15 protein-coding genes are annotated in these 14,167 nt (G+C 71.8%); 10 read left to right on the top strand and 5 right to left on the bottom strand.

The features are described from left to right. Window positions 1-17 precede the first annotated feature (17 nt). Window positions 18-392 carry a nuclear transport factor 2 family protein gene (locus tag PCC79_RS00545; protein WP_232549336.1) on the top strand — a complete coding sequence of 125 codons (375 nt, stop codon included), beginning with the start codon at window positions 18-20 and terminating at the stop codon, window positions 390-392. Here PCC79_RS00545 and PCC79_RS00540 read toward each other — a convergent pair. Further along, window positions 379-1,470, bottom strand: coding sequence for a ketopantoate reductase family protein (locus tag PCC79_RS00540; protein WP_342372695.1), 1,092 nt, complete (start codon window positions 1,468-1,470; stop codon window positions 379-381). The two genes, PCC79_RS00545 and PCC79_RS00540, sit on opposite strands and share 14 nt — an antisense overlap. Before the next feature lie 9 nt (window positions 1,471-1,479). Further along, window positions 1,480-2,478, bottom strand: a complete 999-nt coding sequence (locus PCC79_RS00535; RefSeq protein ID WP_342372694.1) for a zinc-dependent alcohol dehydrogenase — start codon at window positions 2,476-2,478, stop codon at window positions 1,480-1,482. Between the two features lie 337 nt (window positions 2,479-2,815). Between PCC79_RS00535 and PCC79_RS00530 the strand changes: the two genes are divergently transcribed. The 8 genes from PCC79_RS00530 (at window position 2,816) to PCC79_RS00495 (ending at window position 8,783) form a co-directional block, all read left to right on the top strand. Beyond that, window positions 2,816-3,118, top strand: a complete 303-nt coding sequence (locus PCC79_RS00530; protein ID WP_232549333.1) for an urease subunit gamma — start codon at window positions 2,816-2,818, stop codon at window positions 3,116-3,118. Between the two features lie 12 nt (window positions 3,119-3,130). Then, entirely contained in the window at window positions 3,131-3,439 is a 309-nt protein-coding gene (locus PCC79_RS00525) for an urease subunit beta (protein ID WP_232549332.1), read from the top strand. Between the two features lie 27 nt (window positions 3,440-3,466). After that, window positions 3,467-5,179, top strand: a complete 1,713-nt coding sequence (gene ureC, locus PCC79_RS00520) for an urease subunit alpha (RefSeq protein WP_232549331.1) — start codon at window positions 3,467-3,469, stop codon at window positions 5,177-5,179. Between the two features lie 7 nt (window positions 5,180-5,186). Beyond that, complete coding sequence (locus PCC79_RS00515; protein WP_232549330.1) at window positions 5,187-5,672, top strand: urease accessory protein UreE; 486 nt, start codon at window positions 5,187-5,189, stop codon at window positions 5,670-5,672. After that, entirely contained in the window at window positions 5,653-6,375 is a 723-nt protein-coding gene (locus tag PCC79_RS00510; protein WP_232549329.1) for an urease accessory protein UreF, read from the top strand. The genes PCC79_RS00515 and PCC79_RS00510 overlap by 20 nt, the downstream gene beginning before the upstream one ends. Window positions 6,376-6,388: 13 nt before the next feature. Then, window positions 6,389-7,012, top strand: a complete 624-nt coding sequence (gene ureG, locus PCC79_RS00505) for an urease accessory protein UreG (protein ID WP_232549328.1) — start codon at window positions 6,389-6,391, stop codon at window positions 7,010-7,012. Beyond that, on the top strand, window positions 7,009-7,830 hold the full coding sequence (locus PCC79_RS00500; protein ID WP_342372693.1) for an urease accessory protein UreD: 822 nt from the start codon (window positions 7,009-7,011) through the stop codon (window positions 7,828-7,830). The genes ureG and PCC79_RS00500 overlap by 4 nt, the downstream gene beginning before the upstream one ends. 68 nt (window positions 7,831-7,898) lie before the next feature. Next, complete coding sequence (locus PCC79_RS00495) at window positions 7,899-8,783, top strand: urea transporter (protein WP_232549326.1); 885 nt, start codon at window positions 7,899-7,901, stop codon at window positions 8,781-8,783. 46 nt (window positions 8,784-8,829) lie between these two features. Here PCC79_RS00495 and PCC79_RS00490 read toward each other — a convergent pair whose 3' ends face one another. Both PCC79_RS00490 and PCC79_RS00485 read right to left on the bottom strand, forming a co-directional pair. Continuing rightward, window positions 8,830-10,824 (bottom strand): M3 family metallopeptidase, encoded by a 1,995-nt coding sequence (locus tag PCC79_RS00490; protein ID WP_342372692.1) that lies wholly within the window; start codon window positions 10,822-10,824, stop codon window positions 8,830-8,832. Between the two features lie 100 nt (window positions 10,825-10,924). Continuing rightward, window positions 10,925-12,520: a serine/threonine-protein kinase gene (locus PCC79_RS00485; RefSeq protein ID WP_342372691.1), complete on the bottom strand. Its 1,596-nt coding sequence runs from the start codon at window positions 12,518-12,520 to the stop codon at window positions 10,925-10,927. A 71-nt stretch (window positions 12,521-12,591) separates the two neighbouring features. Between PCC79_RS00485 and PCC79_RS00480 the strand changes: the two genes are divergently transcribed. Continuing rightward, window positions 12,592-13,332 carry a phosphotransferase enzyme family protein gene (locus PCC79_RS00480; protein ID WP_232549323.1) on the top strand — a complete coding sequence of 247 codons (741 nt, stop codon included), beginning with the start codon at window positions 12,592-12,594 and terminating at the stop codon, window positions 13,330-13,332. 65 nt (window positions 13,333-13,397) lie between these two features. On the opposite strand, the gene PCC79_RS00475 is transcribed toward PCC79_RS00480, so the two are convergent. Continuing rightward, complete coding sequence (locus PCC79_RS00475; protein ID WP_232549322.1) at window positions 13,398-13,949, bottom strand: adenylate kinase; 552 nt, start codon at window positions 13,947-13,949, stop codon at window positions 13,398-13,400. Between the last annotated feature and the right edge of the window lie 218 nt (window positions 13,950-14,167).

Raw genomic sequence — 14,167 nt, 5'->3', positions numbered from 1 at the left:
CGTCGTACCGTGGCCGCATGACCGATGTCGACGCCGAGCGCGCGATCCGCGCGAACTGGCAGGCCCAGCTCACTGGCATGGACGCCGCCGACACCGAACTGCTGGCGGCCCAGTTCACCCCGGAGGCCACCCTGCGCCACATGACTGGGCACGTGCAGGCCCTCGACGACTGGATGGACGGCATTCGCGCCGGCACGTTCGTCTATCACGAGGTGTTGCCCCGCACCGTCGACGTGACGGTGGACGGCGAGCGGGCGTGGCTCACCGGGCGCATCCTCACTGGCCACCGGGCCGACGGCCGCGGTCAGACGTGGCGTCTGGAACTCGACCAGGACTTCAGCAACGTCGACGGCCGCTGGCTCTGCACGGCGTCCCGCGTCACGACTTGGTAGAGCGACGCCTCCTGCACCCGTCCTTCAAGGCAGCTCCGCTCGGTTCGGCAGCCCCGCTCGGTTTCGGCAGCCCCGCGCGGAGGGCGTCCGGGCTGAGATCACCGGGCCGGACGTCGTCGGCTGCGGCCCGGCGTCCCCACCGAGCCAGCGCCGCGTTGACCGGCGCCTCGCTACCGATCTGATGGGCAAGGGCCACGATCTCACCGTTGAGGAAGTCGGTCTCGACGTTGCCCCGCCCCTTGGTGAGCGACTGCCAGGTGGACCCGCCGAGCTCGTCGGGGGCGCCCGCGACATCGGCTGAGCGCGGCCCGGACGCCCGCGCCGCGGCCTCGGTCGCGTCGTCGACCATGACGATGCCCGCGTCCTCGAACACCTGACGCGCCTCCTGCCGGGCCGCCTCGACCACGTCGTCGGCGTCCTGGCTGCCGAGCAGCGCCTGCACCACGTTGCCGAGGTTGCTGATGAGCTTGCGGTACTTCCACGGCATCACGTCGGAGGGCAGCGGCACGTCGAGCCGGGCGCTCTCCCAGTCGGCGCGCAGCCGGTTCAGGAGCGCGGAGTCGGCGTCGTCGGTGAGGGTGGCGGGCACCCGGGAGCAGTGCAGCACGGCCGAGGTGGGCGTGAAGCGCGCCACCACGACACCCGGCTCCAGGTTGGCCGTGGGCGCCCACACGCACACCCCGTACACACGACGGAACCAGCGCAGCGCCATCGTCTCCGCGGCGACGCCGTTGGTGGAGAGCAATGCGGGCAGCGTCTCGCCGGCCGTGGCCGGTGTTCCGTCGGGCCCGGTCACCGGCACGTCGGCCCAGCTCGCCAGGGCCTCGGCCACGTGCTGGGTCTTGGTGGCGAAGACGAGGACGTCATCGGGGCGCAGGTCCGCGTCCGACGGGTCGAGCCAAACGGGCGCGCGGAGCGTCTCGGTTCCCTCAGGCGTCATGAGGGTGAGGCCGCGGTCGCGGAGGGCCCGGCCGTGCTCCCCGCGCGCCACCCAGGCGGTGTCGATTTCGGCCTGCGCGAGGCGTCCGCCGATCATTCCGCCGACAGCGCCGGCGCCGACGATCACGTAGCGAGTCACGCCGCCACCCTACGAGGCGCCACCCGACGAACTGGGCGTGATGACGACCTTCAGCCCCTCGCGGCGGGTCGCCCGCTCGAAGGCCTCGTCGGACGCGTCCAGCCCGAAGGTGTCGCTGACCACGGCCTTCACGTCGACGTGGCCGCGCTCGACCAGCGCGACGGCGCGCTCGTAGACCTCGGGCATCCGCCGCACGACGGCGATCGTCAGCCCCTTGCGGCGCGCCAGCGAGGCGGGAAACGTCGTTTCGTCGGCGTCGGGGATGCCCACGAGCACCACCCGGCCACCGCGCCGCGCCACCGTCATGGCCTCGCGCACTGGGTCAGGGTTGCCGCACACCTCGAACACGACGTCGAAGTCGTCACCGGGCAGGTCGTCGGTGTCGTGGACGGCGTCCGCGCCGCAGGCCAGCGCCGCCTCGCGGCGGTGTTCCAGCGGTTCGACGCCGGCGACGTGGCTGGCGAGGCCGTTCTTCGCGAGCTGGATGAGCAGCAGCCCGATGGGGCCGCAGCCCACGACGGCCACGCGATCGCCGAGGCGCACGTGGCCGAGATCCCAGGCGTGGACGGCGACGCCGAGCGGTTCGAGGACGGCGGCATCCACGGCGTCCATGCCCGCCGGGAGCGGCACCAACCGGTCGGTGGGCCAGCTGATGACCTCGGCGAGGCCGCCGTCGGTGTCGCTGTGCCCGGCGAACTTGATGCGCTCGCAGAGGTTGGTCCACCCCTCGTGGCAGCGGGGGCAGTCGAAGCACGGAATCGCGGGATCGACGGCCACGACCTGCCCCTTGAGGGGTCCGGTCAGCGCGGTGCCGCCGATCTCGTGGCCGGGGATCGCCGGCTGGTCGAGCCCGGCGTCCCCGATGTGGCCGTCGACGTACCAGTGCAGATCCGACCCGCACAGGCCGACAGCGCCGACGGCGACGAGCGTGTGGCCGGGCTCCTCCGCGGGTGTCGGCTCCTCGACGATGCGGAGGTCCCGGGCGGCGTGCAGCCTGGCTGCCTTCATGGCGTCATCCCCTTCGACTTCGTTGTGCCCCGAGCCTAGGCGATGGCCGCCGCTCGTGGCGCGTCCAGACTGCGGCCGACACGCACACTTCTGGTTCAAACTCCGCTACCGGAGGCGGAGTTTGAGCACAGAACTGGAGTTTGAGCCCCAACCCGGGGGGCGAGCACGGCGGGCCGGCCCCGTCACCCATGACCACCCGCCGTGTAAGAGCCGTGTTACACCCCGTGGACGCCCCACGTGGCGCCCCCCGACTCGCCTACCGTGTCCACGCAGGGACGCCCCCGCCCGCCGACGGACGAGGACGCCGCGCACCACCGATCCGAACCGGGAGCCCACCATGCACCTCGAACCACGCGAGCAGGAGAAGCTGCTCATCGTCGTGGCCGGAGATCTCGCGCGCCGCCGCCGCGAGCGCGGCCTGAAGCTGAACCACCCCGAGGCGGTGGCGCTCATCACCGCCGAACTCCTCGAGGCCGCCCGCGACGGACGCACCGTCGCCGACCTCATGTCCTTCGGCACCACACTGCTCACCCGCGATGACGTGATGGTCGGCGTCCCGGAGATGATCCATGCCGTGCAGGTTGAGGCCACGTTCCCCGACGGCACGAAGCTCGTCACCGTGCACGAACCGATCCGCTGACAGGAGACCCCCATGATCCCCGGCGAGTACCATCTGGCCGACGAGCCCATCGTCATCAACGCCGACCGCCCGACCATCGAGGTCGAGGTCACCAACACCGGCGACCGACCCGTCCAGGTCGGCTCCCACTACCACTTCGACGAGGTCAACCCGGCGCTCGACTTCGACCGGGACGCCGCCCACGGCTTCCGCCTCGACATCCCCGCCGGCACCGCCGCGCGTTTCGAGCCGGGTGACGCGCGCACCGTCCAGCTCGTCGCCCTCGGCGGCCGCCGCGCCGTCTACGGCCTCGCGAACCGCACCGACGGCCCCCTCGACTGACCCGACGATTCCCCAGGAGCCACGCACATGAGCCGCGAACTGAGCCGCCGCGAGTACAGCGACCTCTACGGACCGACGACCGGCGACGCCGTCCGCCTGGCCGACACCGACCTCCACGCCCGCGTCGAGAAGGACCTCACCCACTACGGCGACGAGGTGGTCTTCGGTGGCGGCAAGGTGATCCGCGACGGCATGGGCCAGAACGGACGCCTCACCCGCGACGAGGGCGTCGTCGACACGGTCATCACCAACGCCCTCATCATCGACCACTCCGGCATCATCAAGGCCGACATCGGCCTGAAGGACGGCCGCATCGTCGGCATCGGCAAGGCCGGCAATCCGGACACCCAGGACGGCGTCGACATCATCGTCGGCACCGCCACCGAGGCGATCGCCGGTGAGGGCCGCATCGTCACCGCGGGGGCCATCGATTCCCACATCCACTTCATCTCGCCGACGCAGATCGGCACCGCGCTGGCGTCCGGCGTCACCACCATGCTGGGTGGCGGCACCGGCCCGGCCGAAGGCACCAACGCCACCACGATCACTCCCGGCGCCTGGCACCTGGCGCGCATGCTCCGCGCCGTCGAGCAGTTCCCGATGAACATCGGCCTCCTCGGCAAGGGACACGCGTCCGCGACGAACCCGCTGGCCGAGCAGATCGCCGCCGGTGCCATCGGCCTGAAGATCCATGAGGACTGGGGCACGACGCGCGCCTGCATCGACACCTCGCTGCGCGTTGCGGACGAGTTCGACATCCAGGTCGCGATCCACACCGACACGCTCAACGAGTGCGGCTTCGTCGAGGACACGATCAAGGCCATCGACGGCCGCGTCATCCACACCTTCCACACCGAGGGTGCCGGCGGCGGCCACGCCCCCGACATCATGCGCATGGCCGGGCTGGCGAACGTGCTCCCCAGCTCGACCAACCCGACGCTGCCGTTCACCCGGAACACCGCCGAGGAACACCTCGACATGCTCATGGTGTGCCACCACCTCAACCCCAACATCCCCGAGGACGTGGCGTTCGCGGACTCCCGCATCCGCCCCGAAACCATCGCCGCGGAGGATGTGCTGCACGACCTCGGCATCTTCTCCATGACGTCATCGGACTCCCAGGCCATGGGACGCGTCGGCGAGACCGTCATCCGCACGTGGCAGATGGCCGACCACATGAAGAAGACCCGCGGCGCGCTGCCCGGCGACAGCGAATTCGACGACAACACGCGCATCAAGCGCTACGTCGCCAAGTACACGATCAACCCGGCCGTCACCCACGGCATCGCCGACGAGGTCGGCTCGGTCGAGGTCGGCAAGTGGGCCGACCTCGTGCTGTGGGAGCCGGCGTTCTTCGGCGTGAAGCCCAGCGTGATCCTCAAGGGCGGCCAGATCGCCCACGCCGTCATGGGGGACGCCAACGCCTCCATCCCCACGCCGGAGCCGACGCTCATGCGCGACATGTTCGGGGCGTACGGCTCGGCCGTGCACGACAGCTCGTTCACGTTCGTCAGTCAAGCAGCGGCGGACGCCGGCGTCCCTGAGCAACTCGGCCTCCACAAGCGGATCCACGCCGTCTCGGGCGTCCGCACCCTCACCAAGGCTGCCATGGTGCACAACGACGCCACGCCCACCATCGAGGTTGACCCCCAGACCTACCAGGTGCGCGTGGACGGCGAGCTCATCGAGTCCGTCCCGGCCCAGGAACTCGCGCTCGCCCAGCGCTACTTCCTCTTCTGAGGACGCCGTGATCGTCACCGAGATCGTCGGCAATCTCGCCGACCTGTCCGAGGCCGAGCGGGCGATGCTTCACGTGGAACACGTGGAGCTCGCCTCGGCCGATCTCACCAAGCGCATCCAGCGCGTCCGCACCGATCACGGCCGCGAGCTGGGCCTGCGTCTGGACGCCGCCACCGACCTCCGCGACGGGGACATCCTGCTGCGGGAAGAGCACAACGTCGTCACCGTCGCCGTGGCCTCCCAGCAGGTCATCGTCATCGCCCCCCGCGACGTCGTCGAGGCGCTGCGCGTGGCTCACGGCCTCGGCAATCGCCACCTGCCCGCGCAATTCTTCACCCACCTGAGCGTCGAGGGCCTCGACACCGCACAAGGAGTCATGGTGGTGGCCGACGACCACACGGTCGCTGCGTTCTGCGACCACGCCGGGACGCCGTATGCCCGCGTCGAGCGCGTGATGGAGGTGCCGTTCCGACATGCAGAGCACACCCACTGACGCGTCCCACGCGCCCAGCGACGCACTCCCCGCGTACCTGCTGCCCCTGCTGCAATTCGCCGATTCCGCGCTCCCGACCGGCGCCTTCAGCCACTCCTTCGGCCTGGAGACCTACGTCAGCGAGGGCGTCGTGACCGACACCGACACCTGCGCCGCCTGGCTCGACGCCTACGTCCGCGAGCAGTTGACGCCCACCGACGCCCTGGCCGCCCACCTGGTGATGACGGCGCCGGACCTCACCACCATTTGGCGCGTCGACGATCTGCTCCGCGCCCAGGCGCTCCCCCGGCAGGTGCGCGAGGCGTCCGCCCACCTCGGACGCCGCACCGTCGCGATCGCCGCCGCCAACCACCCGTCCCCCTGGTTGTGCGCCTACGCCGAGCGCATCGAGGCCGGCCTGGCCGCCGGCCATCCGGCCGTCGCGACCGCGCTGGTCGGCCGCGGGTTGGGAGCGCCGGCGTCCACCGTCGTGGCCCTGGTGCTGCACGCGGCGGTCACGTCGCTGACGCAGAACGCCGTCCGTGCGATCCCGCTGGGCGCGGACGCCGGCCAGCGCATCCTCGCCCACGTCCAACCCCGAATCGCGGAGGCCGTCGCCACCGCCGCCACGCTGCCGATCGAGGCGCTCGGCGCGGTCGCGCCCGGCCTGGAGATCGCCCAGATGCGGCACGAACGCCAACGCGCCCGCATGTTCATGAGCTGAAAGGAAGAGCCAGATGCCCACCTCCCGAGGACCCGTGCGCGTCGGCGTCGGCGGCCCCGTCGGCGCCGGCAAGACCGCCCTCATCGAGCGGATCGCCGCCGCGATGGCCGACGAGATCTCGATGGCCGCGGTCACCAACGACATCTACACGATCGAGGACGCCAAGATCCTCGCCGCCACGGGCGTGCTGCCGGTCGACCGCATCGTCGGCCTCGAGACGGGCGGCTGCCCCCACACGGCGATCCGCGAGGACACCTCGATGAACGAGACCGCCATCGCCGACCTCGTGGCCCGCCACCCCGACCTCGAGCTGGTGTTCGTCGAATCCGGCGGCGACAACCTGTCGGCCACCTTCTCCCCCGAGCTCGTCGATTTCTCCATCTACATCATCGACGTCGCGCAGGGCGAGAAGATCCCGCGCAAGGCGGGGCAGGGCATGATCCGCTCCGACCTGTTCGTCATCAACAAGACCGACCTCGCCCCCCATGTGGGCGCCGACCTTGCGGTGATGGAGGCCGATTCGAAGGTCTTTCGCGGCGCGCGTCCGTTCTGTTTCACCAACCTACGCACCGACGAGGGGCTCGACGGCGTCCTGACCTGGCTGCGCCACGACGTGCTGCTGCTCGATCTCGCATGACGGCGGCGCCCGTCCTCCCTCCGCCGACCCTGACCGGCCAGATCAGCCTGCGCGCCGAGAGGCGGGGTGACCGGACCGTGGTGACCGGCCAGCGCCACGACGGGTCGCTGCGCGTGCTGCGGCCGCTCTACCTCGAACCTGAGGGTCAGGTCACGGCCGTGGTGGTGAACCCCGGCGGCGGGTATCTCGGTGGCGACGCCTACGAACAGCGCTTCGAGGTGGGCGCGGGGGCGTCCGCCCTGGTCACGACCCAGTCGGCCACGCGGATCTATCGGACGCCCCACGTCGGCGCCACCCAGCACACCGAGGTGGTGCTGGACGCCGGCGCCCGCCTCGAACTCGTGCCCGACCAGGTCATCGCCTACGCCGACGCCCGCTACGACCAGAGCTGCCGCGTGGAGATGACCGCCGACGCCACGTTCGTCGCCACCGAGGTGGTGACACCCGGCTGGTCCCCCGACGGCCGGCCGTTCCGCTACGAGCACGTCCGCAGCCGCACCGAGGTGGTGGTGGCCGGGCGATTGACCGCGCTCGACAACCTCGTGCTCGCCCCGCACGACGGGGTCATCGGCGCGCTGGAGGGCTTCAGCCACGTCGGCACGCTGCTCGCCGTGGCCCCCAGCCTCGACCAGGCCCGCGTGGACGCCGTCGCCGCCCTGCTCGCCGACGCCGACGGCGTCCGGTGGGGGGTCTCGCGCCTGGGTTGCCCGGGCCTGAGCGTCCGCCTGCTCGGGCGCGACACCGACACCGTGACGAGATGGCTCACCGCGGTGCTGACCCTGCTGCGCGGCACGCCGCCGACGCTCCGCAAGTACTGATTCCCTCGGCTTGCCGCCGCCCATCCTGACCCAGCGCGTCCCGATCCCGTCCCCCCAGGAGAACCGCCGTGAACGATCTCGCCGACCGACTGCCCCGCCCCGTCACCGTGCTCGGCCGCGGCGTGGGTCAGATCTATCTGCAGCCGAACCTGCTCACCGGTGCGCTGATCCTGCTCGGCGTCGCGCTCGCCAGCCCGCTGATGGCGCTGCTCGCGCTGCTCGGCACGGCCGTCCAAACCGTCAGCGCCGCCGCACTCGGGCTCTCCGCCGACGACCGCCACCAGGGCCTCGACGGGTACAACGGCGCGCTCGTGGGCTGCGCCGCGTGGGTGACGTTCGACGGGGCGCTCTGGCCGGCCGCGCTCGCGACGGTGCTGGGTGCAGCCGCCTGCCCGGCCGTGGGCGCCTGGCTGGCCCGGGCGCTGGCCCCGCTCGGCCTGCCCGTGCTCACCGCCCCGTTCTGCGTGGTTGCGGGGCTGACGCTCCTGGTCGTGCGCACGTTCGTGCCGGCCACCTCCTACGACGCCGCGACCGGCGGCGGCCTGCTCGAGATCGGCACCGGCTGGCTCTCCGGCATCTCCCAGGTCGTCCTCGTCGAGAACGCCTGGGCCGGCCTCGTCATGCTGGTCGGGCTCTGCCTGGCCGGCTGGCGGGTCGGAGCCGCCGCCGCGGTGGGTTCAGCCATCGGCCTCGGCCTGGCGCTGCTCACCGGGACGCCGCCGGCGGTGGTCGCCGCCGGGCTGGCGGGGTTCTCCCCCGTCCTGACGGCCATCGCTCTCGGTGCCGTGTTCCTCACCCCCGGCGCGCGGGCCTGGGGCTGGGCCGCCGCCGGGGCGGCGGTGACGTGGGTGGTCTCGGTCGGGCTCGCCCTGACGCCGATCCCGGTCTACACCTGGCCGTTCATCCTCACCACGTGGGTGTTCCTGCTCCTCACCCGGCGCTCCGGATCCTGACGCGCAGCGCGGCGGGGGTTGCTCCCCGCTGACAGACCGGTGACCCTCAGAGGGTGATGCCCAGCCGGGTCAGCAGCGGCTCGACCTCCGGGTCACGGCCCCGGAAGGTCCGATAGGTCTCCAGAGCGTCCACCGAACCACCGGGCGCGAGCAGCGTGCGGCGGAAGTGGTCGCCGTTCTCGCGGGTGCCGCCACCGTTCTCCTCGAACCAGGCCACGGCGTCGGCGTCCATCACCTCGGACCACTTGTAGCCGTAGTAACCCGCCGCGTACCCCGAGCCCCAGATGTGGCTGAAGTACGTCGACCGGTAGCGCGGCGGCACCAGGGCGTGGTCGACGCCCCAGCGTTCCAGCGCGCGACGCTCGAAGGCCTCGACCTCGTCGGCGGAGGTGGGCAGCGCGTCCAGCGGGGTCTGGTGCCAGGACTGGTCGAGCAGCGTGGCCGCCATGAGCTCCAGCGTGCCGAACCCCTGGTTGAACGCCTTCGCCTCGGTCAGCTTCGCCAGCCACTCCGCGGGCAACACCCGGCCGGGCTGCCACGCCCAGTGCTCGTTGACCTGGGAGGGGAACTCCACGAAGTCGCGCGGCGTCGACGTGCCGGAATGGCTCGCGTACCGGCTGTCGGCGAACAGCCCGTGCAGGGCGTGGCCGAACTCGTGGAACATCGTGATGACGCCGTCCCACGTGATGGTCGTCGAGGACGGGGTGTAGTTGCAGTTGTTGGTGACGACGGGCAGCTGCCGGGTGAGGTGGTTCTGGTTCACCAACGAGTTCATCCAGGCGCCGCCCTCCTTGTTCGGACGCGCCCAGAAATCTATGACGAACAACCCGACCGGTGTGCCGTCGGCATCGTGGATCTCGTACACCTCGGCCTGCGGCGTGTGGCCGACAAGGTCGTCCCGCCGGGTGAACGTGATGCCGTAGAGGTCGTGCGCCGCGGCGTATGTGGCCTCGAGAACGGCGTCCACCCGGAGGAACTGGCGGACGTCGGCCTCGTCGAACGCCGTGGTCTCGCGGCGGACGAGTTCGGCCAGGTACGCCCAGTCCCACGGCGCGAGCGTCGGATCGGGGTCGATCTCGGCCAGGCGGGACGCCAGCGTCGCGGCGTCCGCCTCCGCCTGTGCCTTGGCGGCCGGCCCGAGCGGCCCCATCAGGGCGTTGACCGCGTCCGAGGTCTTGGCGCAGTTGGCCTCCGCCACCAGCGCCGCGAAGTGCTCGTACCCGAGCAGCTGCGCCTTCTCGGCGCGGGCCCGGGCGATGTCGACGATGATCTGGCGAGTGTCGTGCGGCCCGTCGAGCCCGCGGGACGCCGACGCCTCGAAGATGCGCTGCCGCAGCCCGCGTTGGTGCAGGCGCGCCAGGAGGGGTTGCTGGGTGGTGTTGACGAGCTCGATGCGCCACGTGCCGTCCTCGGTGGCGAGGCCGTCGATCTCGTCGTCGCTGAGCCCATCAAGCTCGGCGCGGTCGGTGACGACGACGGCCCCGGCGACCCGGGCGCGGCGGTTCGCGTCCTCGAACCGGGCCCCCAGCTGGGCGAGCCGGGTGTTGAGTTCCCGCAGCCGCTGTTGGGCGTCCGGGTCGAGCGCGACGCCACTCCGGTCGAACGCGCGCAGCAGCTCCCCGAGCGCCCAGGCGTCCTCGGCATCAAGGGTCACCTCGCCGGCCTCGGCCCGGGTCACCAGCTCGGTGAGACGGCCGTGCAGCGCCGCGTCCAGGAAGATCGCGTCGCGGTGCTCGGCCAGCCGCGGGGCGGCGTCGGAGTAGACCGCGTCCAGCGCGTCGTCGGTGTTGGCCGCCTTCACCGCGCCGAGGGGCAGCAGCGCCCGTTCGAGCAACTCCCCGGAGCGCTCCCAGGCGTGCAGCACGTTCTCGACCGTGGCGGGCTCGGCGTTGCCGGCCAGCTCGGCCAGCGCTTCGAGCTGCTCGGCCATGCCGGCCTCGATGGCGGTGCGGTAGTGCTCGGCGGTCAGCCGGGCAAAGTCAGGCAACTGGTAGGGCAGCACCGAGCGTTCGGCGAGTGGGTGCGCGGCGTCAAGCGTCATGGCCCCACCGTAGTCGTGACGGCGATCCGGACGCCGCCGGCCTGGTCACGACCCGCACGCACCGACCCGAGTCAGAGCTCGCCGGCCCGGGGCAGGGCTCTCACCCGAGTGCGGCCTCCACCAGGCCCACGGCGACGCCAATCAGCTGGGACTCGACCGCGGTGACGTCACCCTCCTCGGTGTACTCGCCCAAGGACTCACGGAAGTCGCTGACCGCCGCGACGGTGGCAGCGTGATCGTCGCTGTTCGCCGTGACGTCCGCCCACTGCTCCCGCAGATCGGCTTGGGCGTCGCGCGCCCCGTCCGAGCGGGAGGCGTCGATGCTGGTCAGCGCCGCGTCGACACCCTGGAGGGCAGCGGAGAGCGCGGCCTCGTTGACCGAGGGCAGCGTCACCGAGGGCAGGGAGATCGACGGCAGGGGTACCGGAATGAGGGTGGGCACTGACGTCGGCGCCGGCGCGCTGGTGGTGGGACTTGCCGGCATCGGCTCGGTGGTCGAGGACGCGGCTGGCGTGGGGGACGGGGGGTTGGCCGGGGTGGCGACGCCGAACACGGAGGTTCCCAGCGCCCACACCACAGCGAGCACCAGCAACGCCACGATGATGACCACCAACCACACGGCCGCCCGCCCCAAGGGGCTGCGCCGCGCAGGGCTTCGCTGACCGGGCAGGGGGGCCATTGACTGTCCCCCGCCGGCGCGGCTCGCCTGCTGCATCGAGGGCTGGCTCGGCGGCGGCGCCTGCCAGGGCGGCGGCGGGGCACTCGCCCGCGCGGCGGCGTCCGCCGGCATGACGGCGGTCACCCCGGGTGCGTCGATGGGCCGGGACGCGACCGCGGTCGGCGGGGCGGGCGGGGCCGGACGGCGGGGGTCCGGCAGGTTGCGCGCCAGGTGTTGCAGGGCGGTGACGACCTCGGTGGTGTGGGGCCGGGCCTCGGGGTTCTTGGCGAGCATGCGGTGGACGAGGTCGTCCACGGTCGCGGGCACGTCGGGACGCCGCTGCCGCACCCACGGCACCGGATCGTTGATCTGGCGGTGGAGCACGGCGACGGCGTGGTCGCCGGGGAAGGCCGGCTGGCCGGTCAGCATCGCCATCAACACCCCACCGAGGGCGTACACGTCGGACGCCGCCGTCGCCCGCTCCCCGCGGGCCTGCTCCGGCGACATGTACGCCGCGGTGCCCAGCGTGGTGGCCGGGCGCGTGAGCGCGGCGCTGGCGTCCAGGGAGATCTGGGCGATGCCGAAGTCGAGCAGTTTGACCGACCGGGCGTCCATCATGATGTTGGCGGGCTTGATGTCGCGGTGGACCACGCCGATGCGGTGGGTGGCGACGAGCGCCCGCGCGACCTCGCCGGCGATGCGGATGGCGTCCGCGAGCGGTAGGGGGCCGTTCTCGCGGATCACCTGCGACAGCGGACGCCCTGGCAGCAGCTCCATGACGAGGAAGGCGGTCTGACCCTCGGTGTCGGCGTCGAAGATCGTGACGATGTTGGGGTGGTTGAGGCGGGCGGTAGCGATGGCCTCGCGGTGGAACCGATCGGCGACATCGGGATCCGTCGCGGCGCTGAGGTCGACGACCTTGACGGCGACGTCGCGGTCGAGCCGGTCGTCGTGGGCGCGGAACACCTGGCCCATCGCGCCGCGGCCCAGGGGCGCGCCGAGGCGGTAGCGGTCCCCGACCACATCCCCTTCGCGCATGGGGCCATGGTACGCAAGCCCCTGCTGAGGAGTGGCGGTGCGGGAGGCGTCCGGCCGGTAGGCTCGGGGGCATGGCGAAGCCGGAGAAGCCACTCGAGGGCGGCAACATGACGCCCGTCTCCCGCCGCGGCGACCAGGTGTTGCGCGAGGCCGGGCCGTGGACGCCCACCGTCCAGCGCCTGCTGGCGCACATTCGCGAGCAGGGTGTCGAGTGGGCCCCCGAGCCGCTCGGCTGGACGAAGGACGGCCGCGAGGCGCTGGCCTACCTCAAGGGCAAGGTGCCGACCTACCCGATGCCCGACTGGGTGTATTCGGAGGAGACGCTGGTGCGCGCCGGCCAGTGGTTGCGCGAGCTGCACGATGCCACGGCCGACTACACCGACCCCGAGGCCCGCTGGCGCGTCGCGGGCCGCAAACCGGCCGAGGTGATCTGCCACAACGACTTCGCGCCCTACAACATGGTGTTCAAGAACTCCGAGCTGGTGGGCGTCATCGACTGGGACTTCGCCGCCCCCGGCCCACGGCTGTGGGATCTGGCGTACCTCGCCTACCGCCTCGTGCCCCTGATGCGCGAGGAGAATCCGGCGGCACCGGCGTTCAAGATCGACCTGGCCGCCCGGTTGCAGACCCTGATGGACGCCTACGGCTCCGACGCCAGCGTGCCCGAGCTGCTGGGCACGATGGTGGCCCGCCTCGAAGACCTCGCGGCGCTCACCCACTCCATCGGGCTCGCCCGTAAGGACGACGCCCTGGTCGACGACGCGGACAACTACACCGCCGACGCCGCGTTCCTGTCGACGCTGCTGCGCTGATCTGTCCCTGGTGATGGGCCCCACTTCGGGCTGCTTGGCTCGGTCTGCTTGGTTCAAGCTGGGGCTCAGCGGGCGGAGTCCAGCAAGTGTTCGACGTCGCGAGGCCGGTGGGCCAGAAATACCTTCGGCCCGGCGGACGCCGCCGCCCACGCCCGCATGCGGGCCCGTTTCCGTGGGAACGATCGGAAATGCCACAGGATCAGCGAGTCGCGGCTGAACAGCTGCCGGAAGCTCTCGGTGTTGCCGTTGCAGATGGGCCGGCGGTCGCTGGCCCTTGCGACCGACCTGAGCAGGAGGCGTCCCAGGCTGAGCCAGCGGGGGTAGTCGAGGGCGACGACCACTTCGGTGCGCTCCCAGACCATGTCGATCCACTTCCCATAGGCGGAGTCGAGGACCCAGGCGTCCTCCGCCGCCAAGACGGACGCGATCGCCCGCTGCTCGCCGACCGGCCGTTCCACCCAGCCGGGGAGCCAGCCGATCTCGTCATCGACGAGGTGGACGGGTAGGGCCAGCGCCTCGCCGAGCTGCTTGGCAAGGGTCGATTTGCCCGCACCGCTGACGCCGTAGACCAAGATCCGCCGGGCGGCCACGACGTCGGCGGCGGTGGCGAGAGGCATGACGCGAGCATAGGGAACCGGCAGGGCCCTCGTGGTGCGGGCCGCTGTCGGGTGGGCCGTCCCAGGGTGGGCCGCGACCGGGCCACCTCGCTCCCCGGGCGTGGCAGTGCTCCTCGGGCGTAGCGCTGCTCCCCGTCCGAAATGACTTCGCTCCCCGGCCCTAGCGGCGCCCTTCGTGCAGGAAGAGCCCCGCGATGCGCGGGGAGCGAAGTGACCCG

The organism is Propioniciclava soli (assembly GCF_038502305.1).
Lineage (GTDB): Bacteria > Actinomycetota > Actinomycetes > Propionibacteriales > Propionibacteriaceae > Propioniciclava > Propioniciclava soli.
The sequence above is the reverse complement of the archived record's forward strand: the minus strand, read 5'-3'. Positions and strand labels throughout refer to the sequence as shown.

Bases quoted from the DNA above. Each gene is read 5' to 3' on its own strand.
- PCC79_RS00485 (WP_342372691.1), bottom strand. From the start codon at position 12,520: ATGCGCGAAGGGGATGTGGTCGGGGACCGCTACCGCCTCGGCGCGCCC.
- ureG (WP_232549328.1), top strand. From the start codon at position 6,389: ATGCCCACCTCCCGAGGACCCGTGCGCGTCGGCGTCGGCGGCCCCGTC.
- PCC79_RS00545 (WP_232549336.1), top strand. From the start codon at position 18: ATGACCGATGTCGACGCCGAGCGCGCGATCCGCGCGAACTGGCAGGCC.
- PCC79_RS00500 (WP_342372693.1), top strand. From the start codon at position 7,009: ATGACGGCGGCGCCCGTCCTCCCTCCGCCGACCCTGACCGGCCAGATC.
- PCC79_RS00490 (WP_342372692.1), bottom strand. From the start codon at position 10,824: ATGACGCTTGACGCCGCGCACCCACTCGCCGAACGCTCGGTGCTGCCC.
- PCC79_RS00480 (WP_232549323.1), top strand. From the start codon at position 12,592: ATGGCGAAGCCGGAGAAGCCACTCGAGGGCGGCAACATGACGCCCGTC.
- PCC79_RS00535 (WP_342372694.1), bottom strand. From the start codon at position 2,478: ATGAAGGCAGCCAGGCTGCACGCCGCCCGGGACCTCCGCATCGTCGAG.
- PCC79_RS00510 (WP_232549329.1), top strand. From the start codon at position 5,653: ATGCAGAGCACACCCACTGACGCGTCCCACGCGCCCAGCGACGCACTC.
- ureC (WP_232549331.1), top strand. From the start codon at position 3,467: ATGAGCCGCGAACTGAGCCGCCGCGAGTACAGCGACCTCTACGGACCG.
- PCC79_RS00475 (WP_232549322.1), bottom strand. From the start codon at position 13,949: ATGCCTCTCGCCACCGCCGCCGACGTCGTGGCCGCCCGGCGGATCTTG.
- PCC79_RS00530 (WP_232549333.1), top strand. From the start codon at position 2,816: ATGCACCTCGAACCACGCGAGCAGGAGAAGCTGCTCATCGTCGTGGCC.
- PCC79_RS00525 (WP_232549332.1), top strand. From the start codon at position 3,131: ATGATCCCCGGCGAGTACCATCTGGCCGACGAGCCCATCGTCATCAAC.